The organism is Streptomyces sp. NPDC014991, assembly GCF_043080665.1.
In the GTDB taxonomy this organism is placed as follows: Bacteria; Actinomycetota; Actinomycetes; order Streptomycetales; family Streptomycetaceae; genus Streptomyces.
The window spans coordinates 75,015-89,676 of sequence record NZ_JBIBVY010000004.1 but is presented as its reverse complement, the minus strand read 5'-3'; the positions used below and the strand labels follow the sequence as shown (position 1 = coordinate 89,676).

General features: G+C 72.9%; 11 protein-coding genes. 1 reads left to right on the top strand and 10 read right to left on the bottom strand.

Annotated elements, in window-relative coordinates; translation table 11 throughout:
• Window positions 1-43: 43 nt before the first annotated feature.
• The gene (gene nrdR / locus ACF1BE_RS08980) at window positions 44-589 is read right to left on the bottom strand and encodes a transcriptional regulator NrdR (RefSeq protein ID WP_392198308.1); all 546 of its coding nucleotides are present in this window, start codon (window positions 587-589) and stop codon (window positions 44-46) included.
• A gap of 561 nt (window positions 590-1,150) precedes the next feature.
• Between nrdR and lexA the strand changes: the two genes are divergently transcribed.
• Window positions 1,151-1,930, top strand: coding sequence for a transcriptional repressor LexA (gene lexA, locus ACF1BE_RS08975; protein WP_392198307.1), 780 nt, complete (start codon window positions 1,151-1,153; stop codon window positions 1,928-1,930).
• Between the two features lie 150 nt (window positions 1,931-2,080).
• Here the strand turns inward: lexA and ACF1BE_RS08970 are convergent, their stop codons facing one another.
• From ACF1BE_RS08970 to ACF1BE_RS08930, 9 genes are all read right to left on the bottom strand, one after another.
• Window positions 2,081-4,099: an ATP-dependent DNA helicase gene (locus ACF1BE_RS08970; RefSeq protein WP_392198306.1), complete on the bottom strand. Its 2,019-nt coding sequence runs from the start codon at window positions 4,097-4,099 to the stop codon at window positions 2,081-2,083.
• Window positions 4,100-4,348: 249 nt separating this feature from the next.
• Window positions 4,349-5,119, bottom strand: coding sequence for a GNAT family N-acetyltransferase (locus tag ACF1BE_RS08965; protein WP_392198305.1), 771 nt, complete (start codon window positions 5,117-5,119; stop codon window positions 4,349-4,351).
• Window positions 5,120-5,229: 110 nt separating this feature from the next.
• Window positions 5,230-7,182: an IucA/IucC family protein gene (locus ACF1BE_RS08960; protein ID WP_392198304.1), complete on the bottom strand. Its 1,953-nt coding sequence runs from the start codon at window positions 7,180-7,182 to the stop codon at window positions 5,230-5,232.
• 260 nt (window positions 7,183-7,442) lie between these two features.
• Entirely contained in the window at window positions 7,443-8,963 is a 1,521-nt protein-coding gene (locus ACF1BE_RS08955; RefSeq protein WP_392198303.1) for a diaminobutyrate--2-oxoglutarate transaminase family protein, read from the bottom strand.
• A gap of 243 nt (window positions 8,964-9,206) precedes the next feature.
• Window positions 9,207-10,754, bottom strand: a complete 1,548-nt coding sequence (locus ACF1BE_RS08950) for a pyridoxal phosphate-dependent decarboxylase family protein (protein ID WP_392198302.1) — start codon at window positions 10,752-10,754, stop codon at window positions 9,207-9,209.
• A gap of 48 nt (window positions 10,755-10,802) precedes the next feature.
• Window positions 10,803-11,723 (bottom strand): DMT family transporter, encoded by a 921-nt coding sequence (locus tag ACF1BE_RS08945; RefSeq protein ID WP_392198301.1) that lies wholly within the window; start codon window positions 11,721-11,723, stop codon window positions 10,803-10,805.
• Window positions 11,724-11,783: 60 nt separating this feature from the next.
• Entirely contained in the window at window positions 11,784-12,746 is a 963-nt protein-coding gene (locus tag ACF1BE_RS08940; RefSeq protein WP_392198300.1) for a quinone oxidoreductase family protein, read from the bottom strand.
• A gap of 7 nt (window positions 12,747-12,753) precedes the next feature.
• Complete coding sequence (locus ACF1BE_RS08935; protein ID WP_392198299.1) at window positions 12,754-14,211, bottom strand: methylaspartate mutase; 1,458 nt, start codon at window positions 14,209-14,211, stop codon at window positions 12,754-12,756.
• Window positions 14,208-14,660, bottom strand: a complete 453-nt coding sequence (locus ACF1BE_RS08930; protein ID WP_392198298.1) for a cobalamin-dependent protein — start codon at window positions 14,658-14,660, stop codon at window positions 14,208-14,210. The genes ACF1BE_RS08935 and ACF1BE_RS08930 overlap by 4 nt, the downstream gene beginning before the upstream one ends.
• Between the last annotated feature and the right edge of the window lie 2 nt (window positions 14,661-14,662).

Sequence of the window (14,662 nt, the reverse complement as noted above, 5' to 3'; positions counted from 1 at the left end):
CCCGGCCGGGATCCGGGTCTCCCCCCGGCTCCCGGCCCGCCGGTCAGTCGGCGGCGTGAGCGGGCGCCGGGACCTGGGTGGTCCCGCCGGGCCCGCAGTCTGCTTCCCGGTCACCCGGGCCCTCGCCGTCCGCGGCGGGGCCTCGCGTGGCCCGCCTCAGCTCCGCGATCGCGGCCTCGAAGTCGTCGAGCGAGTCGAACGCCCGGTAGACGGAGGCGAACCGCAGGTAAGCGACGAGGTCGAGTTCCTGCAAGGGGCCGAGTATGGCCAGACCCACGTCATGGGTGGTCAGCTCGGCGCTTCCGGTGGCGCGCACCGCCTCCTCGACCCGCTGGCCGAGCTGGGCGAGTGCGTCCTCGGTGACAGGCCGTCCCTGGCATGCCTTGCGCACACCGTTGATGACCTTGGCGCGACTGAACGGCTCGGTGACCCCGGATCGCTTGACCACCATGAGCGAGCACGTCTCCACGGTCGTGAAACGACGGGAGCAGTCGGGGCACTGGCGGCGCCTGCGGATCGACGTGCCGTCGTCAGTCGTACGACTGTCGACCACGCGGCTGTCGGGATGCCTGCAGAAGGGGCAGTGCATGATCTCCAACCCTCCTCACAGCAGTCTCGTTGACTCCACCAGACCCACGGGCCCCGCGAAGCAGCCCTAAGCATAGGCGATCGACGAGCCATCTCCGACCGGGGGACCACAACTTGTGGGCTGCTGTAGCCATCCAACCACTAGATGTGGGGATTCACCCATACAGCCAGGCAGACACGCGTGTCGCGGCAGAACAGGGGATCCCGGGCATCGGCGGTGACCACACCCGACACGCGCACGCGTACCCGTGCCACCGTGACGCATACGCGGATAGCGTGGACACCGCACGGAGGAGCGTGGCACTCCGGCACAGAAGGGCCCCGGATCCCGGACCGCGGGGCTCCGGATGGCAGACTGAGGGCGCGGCCCACAAGTTCGGCGACCCCGGCGGTGAAGAGTACAGCAATGGGCGCTTTTGTCCGCCAGGTGTCGGATGAGCCATACACCCAGACACACGATCGCGTCACGCGAAACGCACTTTTTCACTCGAACGTGTGTTTGGCGCAACCTTTCGAAAGCAACTACCGTTGTGCAGCAGGGAGACCATCGAGAGGGGCCGCCGTGACCACCACCGCAGACAGTGCCACCATCACCGCCCAGGACCGCTCCCAGGGCCGAGTCGAGCCGGTGCACGTGACGAACGAAGTGACGAATCCCGAGGGACACAAGCGCTCCCTACCGGGCCGGCCTCCGGGCATCCGGGCGGACAGCTCGGGGCTCACCGACCGGCAGCGCCGGGTGATCGAGGTCATCAGGGACTCGGTGCAGCGGCGAGGCTACCCACCGTCGATGCGGGAGATCGGCCAGGCCGTCGGCCTGTCCAGCACGTCCTCGGTCGCCCACCAGCTGATGGCACTGGAACGCAAGGGTTTCCTGCGTCGCGACCCGCACCGCCCGCGCGCGTACGAGGTGCGCGGCTCCGACCAGGCCGTGACGGTGCAGCCCACGGACACCGCCGGCAAGCCCGCCGCGTCGTACGTCCCGCTGGTCGGCCGTATCGCGGCCGGCGGCCCGATCCTCGCGGAGGAGTCCGTCGAGGATGTCTTCCCCCTCCCCCGCCAGCTCGTCGGCGACGGCGAACTGTTCGTCCTGAAGGTCGTCGGTGACTCGATGATCGAGGCCGCGATCTGTGACGGTGACTGGGTGACCGTGCGCCGCCAGCCGGTCGCCGAGAACGGCGACATCGTGGCCGCCATGCTCGACGGCGAAGCCACCGTCAAGCGCTTCAAGCGCGAGGACGGCCACGTCTGGCTCCTCCCGCACAACGCGGCCTACGAGCCGATCCCCGGCGACGACGCGACGATCCTGGGCAAGGTCGTCGCGGTGCTGCGCCGCGTGTGACGAACGCGGCAGGCGGGCCCCGGCGGCTCGCTCCCTGACCGGGCCCCGGAACCTCTGCGCCGGTTCCGGGGTCCTGCCTGTGCCCGGGTGGCCGCACGGACGGCTGCCGTCGTGGGGTGGTCCGCCCAGTGCGGTCGGACCACCCCACGGTCACGTCGCCGCGTGCTGCGTCTCCGGCCGCTGCGTCTCTGCCCGCTGGGTCTCGCCCTGCTGCGCCGCCGCGTCGATAGCCGCCAGCGACCTGCGGACCTGGTTACGGTCCGTGGTGTACCAGAATTCCGGCAGCGACGATTTCAGATAGCCGCCGTATCGCGCGGTGGCCAGCCGCTGGTCCAGTACGGCGACCACCCCCCGGTCGCCGGACGCCCGTACGAGGCGGCCGGCGCCCTGCGCCATCAGCAGGGCGGCGTGTGTCGCGGCCACCGCCATGAACCCGTTGCCCCCCGCTTCCTCCACCGCCTTCTGGCGCGCGCTCATCAGCGGGTCGTCGGGACGCGGGAACGGGATCTTGTCCATGACGACCAGCTGGCAGCTGGGTCCCGGGACGTCGACGCCCTGCCACAGCGAGAGCGTGCCGAAAAGGCAGGTCTTCGGGTCGGCCGCGAAGTTCTTGATCAGTTCACCGAGCGTCTCCTCGCCCTGGAGGAGGATCGGGAACTCGGGGATCCGGGAGCGCAGCTCCTCCGCCGCGAGCTGGGCGGCCCGCATGGAGGAGAACAGCCCGAGGGTGCGGCCGCCGGCCGCCTGGATCAGCTCGGTCAGCTCGTCCAGCATGTCGGTCCGGTCGCCGTCCCGCGCGGGGCGCGCCAGGTGCTTGGCGACATACAGGATGCCCTGTCTGCGGTAGTCGAAGGGGGAGCCGACGTCGACACCCTTCCACTTCGGCAGGTCCTCGCCCTCCACGCCTTCGGGCCCGAGCCCCAGGGAGGCCCCGACCCCGTTGAAGTCGCCGCCCAGCTTGAGCGTCGCCGAGGTGAGGACGACGGCACGGTCGGCGAAGAGCTTCTCCCTGAGCAGCCCCGACACCGACATGGGGGCGACCCTGAGGGAGGCGCCGAAACGGTCGTGCCGCTCGTACCAGACGACATCCCACTCCGAGCCGTTCACGACCCGCTCCGCCACATCGTGCACCGACTCCACGGACGCGAGCGCCTGCTTACGGACCGCGTCCTCGTCCTGGACGGACTTGTCGCGCGTCGCGCCGATCCCCGAGATGACCGTACGGGCAGCGTCGCGCAGCGCCATCAGGGCGTAGCCGAGATCCTCCGGGATCTCCTCCAGACGGCCCGGCAGCGCCAGCTCCATGAGCCGCTCGAAGCCCTCGGCGGCGGTCTGCAGCTGGTCGGCGGCCTTCTCGTTGACGAGCTTGGCGGCACGGCGCACGGCACGGTTCACCTGGCCGGGCGTGAGTTCGCCGGTGGCGACGCCGGTGACACGGGAGACGAGTTCGTGCGCCTCGTCCACGATGAGCACCTCGTGCTGAGGCAGCACCGGGGCGCCCTCGATGGCGTCGATGGCCAGCAGGGCGTGGTTGGTGACCACGACCTCGGCGAGCTTGGCGCGCTCGCGGGCCATCTCCGCGAAGCACTCGGCACCGTACGCGCACTTCGACGCGCCCAGGCACTCCCGCGACGACACCGACACCTGCGCCCAGGCGCGATCGGAGACGCCCGGGCTGAGATCGTCCCGGTCGCCGTTCTCCGTGTCATCCGCCCAGTCCCGTAGCCGCAGCAGGTCCTGGCCCAGCTTGCTGGTGGGCGCGGCGGCCTCGAACTGGTCGAAGAGGCCCTCCTCCTCGTCCTGCGGCATGCCCTCGTGCAGCCGGTGCAGGCACAGGTAGTTCGACCGGCCCTTGAGCATGGCGAACTCCGGACGGCGGCGCAGCAGCGGGTGCAGGGCGTCGACCGTACGCGGCAGGTCCCGCTCCACCAGCTGGCGCTGGAGGGCGAGTGTGGCCGTCGCGACGATCACCCGTTCTCCGTGCGCGAGCGCGGGCACGAGATAGCCCAGCGACTTTCCGGTGCCGGTGCCGGCCTGGACCAGCAGGTGGGATCCGTCGTCGATCGCCTCGGCGACCGCTTCGGCCATGGTGACCTGGCCGGGGCGCTCCGTGCCGCCGACGGCAGTGACGGCGGCATGCAGGAGTTCGGGAAGTGAGGGCTTCGTCATAGCCCGACCACCCTACGGCCCTGCACTGACAAACGGGGTCTCGTGGCGGCGACAGGGGGCGGGATCACGGCCGGGGCTCCTGGTGGGGGCGGGGGAATCGGCGAGGCCGGATCGGGGGGACGGGGCGGAGGGGGAGGTCGTCGGGGTGGGGCGTTGAGGGGCGCTCGGTGAGGCGGAGATTTCTTCGGCCGCGGGGAACATCGGGGATCCGCCGTTCGTATCTCATGGTGAGCACTCGATGACTGAACGCTACAGAACATGGCGCAGGAGTCGGTCCCGGATCATGAGGGCGGCCCGCTTGGCAGGCAGGTCGACCTCGGCCGCGTACCGGAAGCCCGCGCTCAGGAACGCGGCCACGGAGGGGGTGTTGCACAGATCGGGTTCCGCTACGACGCGTGCGCATGCGGGACGCCGGTCGAGGACCAGGTCGGCCACGGCTCGGAGCAGGGCGGTTCCCAGCCCTCGTCCGCGGTCGGCGGCATCACCGAGAAGGAGGTGGATCCCGGTGTCGTGCGGACGGGCCGGGTAGTGGCGGGCCAGTGGATCCAGGTCCGCGCGGTAGATCTCCCAGTAGCTCATCGGGGTGCCGTTCAGTACGCCGAGGCACGGCACGCTGCGTCCGTCGCCGGCCAGCTGGGTCCGCAGATGGTCCTCGGTCCGGCTCCGGGATCCGGCCAGGTCCCAGAAGGGGGCGACGGCGGGGTCGTTCATCCAGCGGTGGACGAGCGGCAGGTCGTGCTCGATGCGTACAGGCATCAGGCGGAAGGTGCCGGCCGAGGTGGTGACCGGCCCCCAGGCGGAGGGCCGGTCGAGCAGGCCGACCGTCCCTCCGGCGCAGAAGGCGATGAAGTCGGCGGGCAGGCGCAGGTCCAGCGTGTCCTCGCTGTCCGGGTCGTCGTCCTCGACGGTGAACCCGCGGAAGCGTGAGCTACGAGGGGCCGCGGTGTCCGGTCCGGGGCCGGCGCAGCCCTGGTGGGCAGGGGCGGGGCTGGTTGCGGCGCCGGCGTCGGTGGGAGGCACGGTGCGCTCCTCTCAGGAGACGAGGTGGTTCATGTTCCTCGGATGTGCGGGAAGACGGTGCGGCTCGCCAGGGGTGCGGTCCGCTCGGGCGGCGCCCCGGGGTGTCGCGCTCAGGAATGAAGGGGGTTGGCGATGGTGACGTAGACGGACTGGGTGTCGACCGGGCCGACGAGTTCGTCGAGGCCGTGCAGCCGGGTCAGCAGATTGGCCTTGCAGCGCAGGACGGGAGAGTCGAGCAGGCGGCCGGGCAGGGAGGTGCGCAGCGGGGCGGGTCCCGTGGCGAGGTCGGTGAGGAAGCGGCGGAAGGCCGCGAGGAGCAGCCGTTCGTCGGCCAGGTGCTGGGAGCCGAAGGCGCCGATCAGCCCCAGCACGTTGTTGACGGCGAGGTAGTAGGCGAAGCGTTCGTCGGTGACCTCGTCGGAGACGAAGGTGTCGCTGTGCTCACCGATGCCGGGCAGCCGGGCGTCCAGTTCGGCTCGCCGGGACTCTCGGAAGTAGTACCCCTGGTTGTCGCGGTAGCGGCCGCCGGCGGGCCAGCCGTCGCGGTCGAGCAGGAGCAGGGTGTTCTGCTGGTGGGCCTCGAGAGCGATGCCTGCCTCGCCGTCCAGCCAGAGCACGGGGCGGACCACGTGCTCCAGGTAACGGAGGAACCACTCCGTGGCGACGGCGCCGACCGGCCGGCCGGTGTGCGCGGCGAGCCTCGCGACGAGTCGTTCCAGCCGGGAGCGCATCGGCCAGGTCCCCTGTCCCCGTGAGGACTCGGCGGTCTGCTCGGCGACGGGACGGGGCGAGAGCAGTCCGGCGACGCAGCCGGCGTCGTCGGCCGGGGTGAACGGGTTGTGCCGGATCACCACGTCGAGGCCCGGCACGGGCAGGCCGTCCGGGTCGTCGACGGCGAGCCAGGCCGGGTCGCGGACGATGTCGAAGCCGGGGTGCACGGCCTGCCACTGCTCGGCCAGGCCGGTGCGCAGCAGCCGGTGCACCTCGACTCCGCGGTGGAGCTCTTTGCGCAGGTTCTCGCGGCGGGAGTTGGTGATGCGCAGGCCCAGCGACAGTTTGAGCATCGCGGGGGCGCCGGACCGGTGGACGGTTCGTACGGAGGAGGTGGGATGCCAGGGAGCACCGAGGAGGCCGAGGTCGCGCAGGAGTCCTGAGCCGAGGAGTGCGGCGACGGACGGGCGGTGCCGTACCTCGCGGGCCTGCCAGGGGTGCAACGGCAGGGCGGTGTAGCCGTCGGGCAGGGGGAGTCCGGTTCCGGCAAGACGTCGGACGAGGTGGCCGGCGGGGACGGGACGGCCGCGTTCGGTCCAGGCGGTGTCGGTCGCGAGGAGGGAAGGGGCGACAGCCAGCCAGTGCAGGGGGAAGGAGCCGTGCAGCTCGGGTGAGTACCGGTCGGCCTCGGCCTCGGTCAGGCCTTCCCGGCTCTTCGGGGTCGGGTGCAGCGGGTGGCCGAGGAGAAGGGACTGTTCGGCACTGAGGAAGAGGTCGGGGGCGTCGGCCGAGTGGTCGCGCCGGTGGCGGATGAAGGCGGCGGTGCGGCGGACGGAGTCGGCCACTCGCGTCACCAGGTCGTCGTCTCCCGGGCCGGCGGCGGTGCTCTGCGAGGTCCGGACGGCGCCGCGCCGGTCATCGGCTGGTTCCCTTACGAGCAGTGCCGCGAGTGTGACGGCGTCGACGGGCGGCGCGGTCTCGGGAGCGCCGGTGAAACGGGGAGGGCCCAAGCGGTGCCAGCCCGTCGGGGACCAGTAGCGGACCGGCACGGTCAGTGCGGTGCCGCTGGCGGGCAGCGGGATGTGGAGGCTGCCGGTCGTGGGGGCGGCCAGGCCGGTCTCGCGGACCCAGCAGCGCAGCAGGTTCTCCACCGCGGCGGCCTGGGCCGCGGTGCGGGGATCGGGGCTCTCCAGGGGGTCGGCGCCTGGCTCGGTCCGTCGCGTGAGGTCCGCGTCCCGCCGCTTCTGCTGAGGAAGCGATTCGGTGAGCGGTACCGGTGTGGCCGGGGCGCCGGAGCCCCCTGGTTCGTCGGGGGCGCCGGAGTGGCCGTCGGGAGTGGGTGTGGCGTTCATGACGGCTCCTCGGGGCTGGAGGTGAGGTGGTGCGGCTCGGTCGGCCGTCCGCTCGGTCGCCGCATCGTCTGGGTGGGGGTCGCCGGAGCGACGGGGTGGGTGGGCGAAGAGAGCTGGACGTGGACGAGATGGCTTTGCGGTCGGTGCCGGCGGGCGGCGTCGGCCCGGACGTCCGGGAAAGGGGGCGTGGCGTGAGGGGACGGAGTGACGGCCCGATGGCCGGCACCTGTGTCAGGGGCCGGGTGGGGTGCGGGTGGTGCTCAGCCGGCGCGCTCGGCGGGGCCGTGGCGGCCTGGGTGGTGTGGGCCGTGGGTCTCGTGCCGGCGGGCCGCGGCCGCCACCGCGTCGGCCAGGCGGTCGAGTACGGCCGTCGCCTGTTCGTCACTGATCGTCAGTGGGGGAAGCAGCCGGACCACGGACGCGTGACGGCCGCCGAGTTCGACGATCAGGCCTCGCTGGAGACACTCCCGCTGTACGGCGGCGGCGAGTTGGGGCGCGGCGGGGTGCGGCGTGCGGGTGGGCTCCTGCCCTGCCGGTGTGGCGCCGCGCTCGCCGAGGGCTGGTCCGGAGCCGGGGACGAGTCCGGAGCCGGGGACGGGGACCGGGACGTGTCCGCGGCCGGGGACGGGTCCGTCGGCTTCCGGGTCGACCAGTTCCAGTCCGATCATCAGCCCCCGCCCCCGTACGTCGCCCACGCAGGGGAACTCGCGGGCCAGGTCCTGGAGCCGGGACAGCATGCGGGAGCCGAGGGCGGCGGCGCGGTCGGCGAGGCCGTTCTCGCGGACGTAGGCGAGGGTGGCGGTGCCCGCGGCCATGGCGAGCTGGTTGCCGCGGAACGTGCCGGCGTGGGCGCCGGGCTGCCAGACGTCGAGATCGTCGCGGTAGACGATCACGGCCAGGGGGAGACTGCCGCCGATGGCCTTGGACAGGACCATGACGTCGGGGGTGACGCCGCTGTGGCCGACGGCCCAGAAGCTGCCCGTCCGGCCGACACCGGTCTGGATCTCGTCGGCGACCAGCGGGATGGACCGGTCCGCCGTGAGCTGTCGCATGCGCCGCAACCAGTCGTCCGGCGCGGGAATCACACCACCCTCGCCCTGGACGGGTTCGACGATCATCCCGGCGGGCAGGGGGACGCCCGACTTGGGATCGTCGAGGAGGGACTCGGTCCAGCGGGCGGCGAGTTCGGCGCCGCGCGGACCGCCGACACCGAAGGGGCAGCGGTAGTCCTGCGGGTAGGGCAGGCGGGCGACCCGGACATCGGGGGCACCGCCGGAGACGGCCAGGGCGCCGGTGGTCATGCCGTGGTAGGCGCCGGTGAAGGCGAGCATGCCGGCGCGGCCGGTCGCGGCCCGGACCAGGGTGAGGGCGGCCTCGACGGCGTCGGTGCCGGCCGGTCCGCAGAACTGCACGCGGGCGCGGCCGGCGAGGCCGGGCGGAAGCGTGCGGAACAGCTCCGTGACGAAGGCGTCCTTGACGGGGGTCGCCAGGTCGAGGACGGAGAGGGGGGCGCCGGAGTCGAGGACCGCGCGGATGGCCTCCAGCACCACGGGGTGGTTGTGGCCGAGCGCGAGGGCGCCGGCGCCGGAGAGGCAGTCGAGGTAGCGGCGCCCGTCGGCGCCCTCGATGGTGAGCCCACGCGCCCGGACGGGCACGATGGGCAGGGCGCGGGCGTAGGTGCGCGCCGAGGACTCACGCGCCGACTGGCGTCTGAGAACTCCCTCGTGCACGGCCCGCGTCTGCCCGGGCGTGCCTCCTGCCACCGACTCCGTAACGGCCACGACGCGCTGTCCTCCCCGCTGTCCAGAGGCGAGTTGATCCGCGGGGACCGGGCTCAGCCGACAGTCCCCCCACCGCCTACAACCGCGGACCGTTCAGCGGGTTACGGGTTGCGTCGAGATCGGTGCCGTGACTGCCGCCGGAAGGTGTCGTGCCGTTCCGGTTCGGCGTCCGTGCCGTCCGGGGCGCGGTACGGCCCCGGACGGGCGTGGGAACGCCGGCCAGGGCCCGGACCGGTGGGCCGCTCAGTGTGCCGTCTGCGGCGTCCGCGCCCGCGTGGACTCCCGGACCTCCGCGGCGGCGGCCACGACGTCGTCCAGCAGCGCGTCGATCTCCTCCGTGGTGGTCGCCGGGTTCAGGAAGACCAGCTTCAGGTGCACCTGTGCCTGCCCGTCCTGGCGCCGTACCTTCGTGCGGGCCAGCAGGGCCTTGCCCTCGGCCATCAGGTGCCTGCGGACCGCGGCGTTCCAGGCGCTCTCGTCCTCGACGGCCGAACCGGCCCGGCAGCGGAAGACCACGGTGCTGAGGACCGGTTCGGCGAGCAGGTCGAGGTCCGGGTCGCGGGTGACGCGCGCGGCTGCGTACCGGGCCTGGGAGTGACAGGCGTCGACCCATTCGCCCATGCCCTCGCGGCCCAGGGCCAGCAGCGAGGCCGCGATCTTGAAGGCGTCGGAGCGGCGGGTGGTCTGGAGGGAGGTGCCCAGGAGCGCGGTGTAGCCCTCGGCCTCGTCGTCCGGCGGGTTGAGATAGACGGCCTGCTGGCCGAGCGGGTTCATCCGGGCCCGGTCCCGTACCAGGAGAATGCTGGAGGACGCCGGTGTCCAGCCGAACTTGTGCAGGTCGAAGGCGATGGAGTCGGCTTCCGCCAGTCCGTCGAAGAGGGGGCGGAGCGTGTCCGAGAACAGGGCGCCGATGCCGTACGCGGCGTCGACGTGGAGCCAGATCCTGCGTTCGGCGGCGAGGGCGGCGAGCTCCGGCAGCGGGTCGAAGGAGCCGTGGTCCGTGGTGCCGGCGGTGGCCACCAGCGCGATGGGGACCTCGTCGGGGGCGAATCCGTCCAGGAGCCGGCGTGCCTCCTCGGGGAGCATGCGGCCTCGTTCGTCCGCGGGCACCCGCACCACCGCGTCCCGGCCCAGCCCGAGGAAGCCGGCGGCGCGTGCGACGGAGAAGTGCGCGGCGGTCGAGCAGAGGATCCGCGGCCGTACGGCCCGGCCGGCGAGTCCGGTGTGGGAGATGTCGGCGCCGGTGACGCCGCCGAGCACGTGGTCGCGGCTGAGCAGCAGGCCCATCAGGTTGGAGATGCTGCCGCCGGGGGTCAGGGTGCCGGAGGCCGTCTCGCCGTAACCGACCCAGTCGGCCATCTCGGCGATCAGCCGGCGTTCCAGTTCGAGGGCGAAGGGGCCGCTCTCCCAGGAGTGCAGCGACTGGTTGAGGACGGCGGCGAGGAGTTCGGCGGCAGCGGCGGCGGGCGTGGGCGCGCACTGCATCCGGGAGACGGCGGCCGGGTGGGTCAGGTCGGCCGCCCCGGCCGCGTACGCCTCGAACAGCTCCCGCACCCGGTCCGGGCCGGGTGCGTCGGTGAGGAAGCCGCCGTCGCGCACCAGGTCGCGTACCGCGGCGACCGCCGCGTCGGGGCCGCCGGCCGGGACCGGGCCGGTCCGCTGGGCCGCGGCGGCGGAGACCGCGTCGAGGGCGGCGGTCACCAGCGTGCGCAGCTGCTCCAGACCGTCGGGGGTGCCCGCCAGGGCCACGCGGTGCCCGGTGCCGGTGGTGGCGGGGGTGGTGTCGTTCACGGATCGCATCCTTCTGTCGGGTTCGGTGGTGGCGCGGGGGCGGCGGGTTCAGGTGGTGGCGCGGGTGCCGCGGATGACGCCGATCGACGCGGTGACCACGGAGGCGAGCCCCAGGACCTGCCCGGCGGACAGGGTCTCGCCCAGCACGATCAGGGCGACGAGTGCGCCGATCGCCGGCTCCAGGCTCAGCAGTACGCCGAAGACCAGCGCCGACACCCGGCGCAGGGTCTCCATCTCGCAGGTGTACGGGACGAGCGAGGACAGCATCGCCACGCCGAACCCGAAGGCGAGCGCCCAGGGGTGGCCCAGGACCGAGCCGCCCTCGGTCAGCCCGAACGGCAGCGCGCACACGGTGCCGAAGAGCATGGCGAGGGCGAGCCCGCCGCCGCCCGGGAGCTGGGCTCCGACCCGGGCGGACAGGGGGACGTAGGCGCCCCAGAACACGGCGCAGCCAGCGGAGATCAGCAGGCCGGCGAGGCCGGTGGCGCCGCCCTGCCAGCCGAGCAGGGCGATGCCCGCGCCGGCCAGCAGCGTCCACATCCGGTCACGGCCCCGCCGGCTGGACAGTGCGGCGACCATGAGCGGCCCCGACATGCCGATGGTGAGCGCCACGCCGACGGGCAGGCGGGCCATGGCCAGGTAGAAGCACATGTTCATGCCGGCGATGGTGACGCCGAGGCCGGCCACCGTGAGGGCGGTGCGCCGCTCCAGCCGCAAGGAGGGCCGCCACCACAGCAGCAGTGCGACGGCGGCGAAGCCGAGGCGGAGGACGGTCATGACGGCGGGTCCGACCGTGCCGAACATCTGCTTGGCGAAGGCCGCGCCCAGCTGCGTGCTGACCATGCCGATCAGCATGAGCACCGGGGCCGGGACCAGGCCGATCCCCCGGGCGTCCGGGCCCGCCGCGTCCGGTGTGCCGGGTGGGGCGGCCCCGGCGGGCTGTGGTCCGACTCCCGCTTCGACACTCATGGTTCAGCCTTCCTCGTCGCCTGTCTCGTCCGTCGGTTCCGTCCGTCCGGTGCCGCGTTCTCAGGGGCGCAGCAGGACCTTTCCGGTCGTGCCCCGGCCCTCCAGCAGGTCGTGGGCCCGGGCCGCCTCGGACAGCGGCAGCTCGGTCTGGACCCGCGGTCGTACGACGCCGTCGGCGACGTGGGCGAAGACGTCCGCGGCGGCGGCGCGCAGGGCGGCCGTGTCGGGTACGTGGTCGCCCAGGGACGGCCGGGTCAGGGTCAGCGACCCGGCCGTGCGCAGCCGTTCGACGTCGATCGCGCCGACCGGACCGCTGGAGAGCCCGCAGACCACCAGGTGGCCCCGGCGGCGCAGCGCGGCCAGGCTGTGGTCGAAGGTGTCGGCGCCGACCGAGTCGTAGACGACGTGGGCGCCCTCGCCGCCGGTGAGTTCCCTGATCCGCTCGGCGAAGCCGTCGTAGGGCAGTGCGTGCCGGGCCCCTGCTTCGAGTGCCAGGCGCTGTTTGTCCTCGGTGGAGGCCACGGCGACGACGGTCGCCCCGCGGTGGGCGGCGAGCTGGACCAGCAGCCGGCCGAGTCCGCCGGCCGCGGCGAGGACGACCACGGTCTCGCCGGCGGTGACGGGGTGCGTGGTGTGGGTGAGGTAGTGCGCGGCCAGGCCCTGGAGGAGTACGGCGGCGGCGTCGCGGAGGTGGATGTTCTCCGGGACGGGGACGAGCTTGGCCGCGGGTACGGCGGTGGACTCGGCGTAGGCGCCGAGCTGGGTGGCATAGGCGACGCGGTCGCCGACGGCGATGCCCTCGACGCCCTCGCCCACCGCGGTGACGGTGCCCGCGGCTTCCTGGCCGGGGACGAACGGGCAGGGCGCGGGGTAGCTGCCGTCGCGGAAGTAGACGTCGATGAAGTTGAGTCCGATCACCGCGTTGCGCACCACGGCTTCGCCGGCCGCGGGTGCGGGCTCGGGCAGTTCCACAGGGGTGAGAGCCGCGGAGCCGCCTGTCCGGGTCACCTGGATCGCGCGCATGGATACCTCACTTGCTCACGGGGATGTCGGCACCGGTGGTGCCGGCTGATGCGGTGTCGTCCGTTTCGTCGAAGACGGTGCGGAAGTAGTTGATGTCGCCGGTGAGGCCGGCCATCAGGGAGCCCAGGGCCGCCTCCGTGCCGGGCCGGGCCGCGAGTAATTCCTCGTTGCGACGGCGGCCGGCCGCGGAGAACGGCAGGGAACCGGCCGAGAGATAGCGGATGGCGCCCTCGGCGTCGCGCCGGGGGATGACGTCGGAGCGTGCGTAGCGGCTCGCGCTGAACGGGATGTCCAGGGCGCCCCGTTCGAATGCCTCGGCCGCCGCCTCGATGAGGTCCGCGCGCTCGACGAGGGGATCCACGAGGTCACCGACCTCGGTGAGGATCCACTCCATCTCCTCGGCGACCCGCGCCTCGTCGACCCGGAGGAAGTCCAGCAGCGGGGAGTTGGCCCGGTCCGCTAGCCGCAGCCCCTCCACGTTGGCCCGGGTGTCGGGGATGCCGTAGGCCTCCTGGTAGGTCTTGGTGATGAGCTTGGAGGCGCCGCCGAGGCGGGCGACCAGGGCGCCGTAGAGGATGAGGTCCTCGGCGTTGTCCCGCTGCCGGGGGAACACGCCCATGAACTCGTGCAGTACGGCGTGCACGTCGACGCCGGCGGGCAGGTAGCGCTCCGCGAGGACGGGGATGCAGCGCAGGGCCGCGATGTCCTGGGCGAGGTGGCCGCCCTGGGGGTAGGCGACGGAGATGCAGCGCACTCCGGCGCGTGCCGCCAGCACCGCTTCGACGACGCTGACGGCCAGGCTGATGGAGGGCGGTACGAGGACGGCGGTGAGGGTGCCGAACAGCTCCCGGTCGACGATGACGCCGAGGTCGGCGAGTTCGCCGCAGCGGCGGTCGACGTCCTGCCAGGCGCCGAGGGACTCGGTGAGCGGGACGGCCTTGGAGTACGGCAGGTTGTAGGAGATGCCGCCGCCCTCGAAGGAGGTGATGCCGGAGGCGACGGAGACGTCGAAGAGCCGCCGGGCGTCCGGTGAGCCGTGCCGGATCTCCAGGGGTGCGGCGACGGACTCGTTCAGTTCCCGGCCGCGCCGCCAGCCGTGGGCGACCAGCGGGTAGCCGTTGAGGTCGTCGGGGTGAAGGTTGAGGCTGCGCAGTGCTTCCTCGAACCGCTTGAGCCGGGTGTGCGAGTCGATGGTGAGGGTGAGGATGTCGGGGTGCGCCTCGGCTTCCAGGGTGCGCAGCAGTTGTGTCATCTCGGCGTGTCCGCCGACCCCGCAGCGCGGCTGGATGGCGACCCGGCCCGCGGCCCGGCAGCGTTGCAGGACCTCGGCGGCGGTGGGTTTGCCGAGGGCGGTGATGTAGGCGGCGGACTCGGCCACGGTGGGCAGGCCGGCGGCCGTGTCCCCGGCCGGGGCCTTCCCGGTGGCACCGCCGAGAAGGGCCAGGGGCTGGTGCGGCCCGGTCATGACGCCGTGCGCAGGGCGGTGATGCCGTCCCGGGTGGCGCGCAGTTCGTCGAGCAGCGCGGGGAGTTCACCGGGGTCGGTCAGGATGTGGTCGACGCCGAGGGCGTAGAGGCGCTCGTGCGCGGAGCCGTCCTTGTGGCTGCCGACGGAGAGGTTCCCGCCCACGACGACCGGGCAGGGGATCTTGCCGGAGCGCTTGGTCTCCGCGAGTCCGCGCAGGTCCTCGTGGATGTGGCCGTTGAGGCTGCCGATGATGACGGCTTCGGCGTCCGGGTGGGTGGCGCACGCCTGTGCGAATTCTTCGACGGGTGTGCAGGTGCCGAGGTTGACCACGTCGAAGCCGGCGCCGCGGAGCGCGTAGGCGATCAGGTGGTTGGCCACGGCGTGGCTGTCGCTGGCGGCCACTCCGAGGATGACCGTGCGGGTGGCGGTTGCTTGCTTGCTCTGCATGG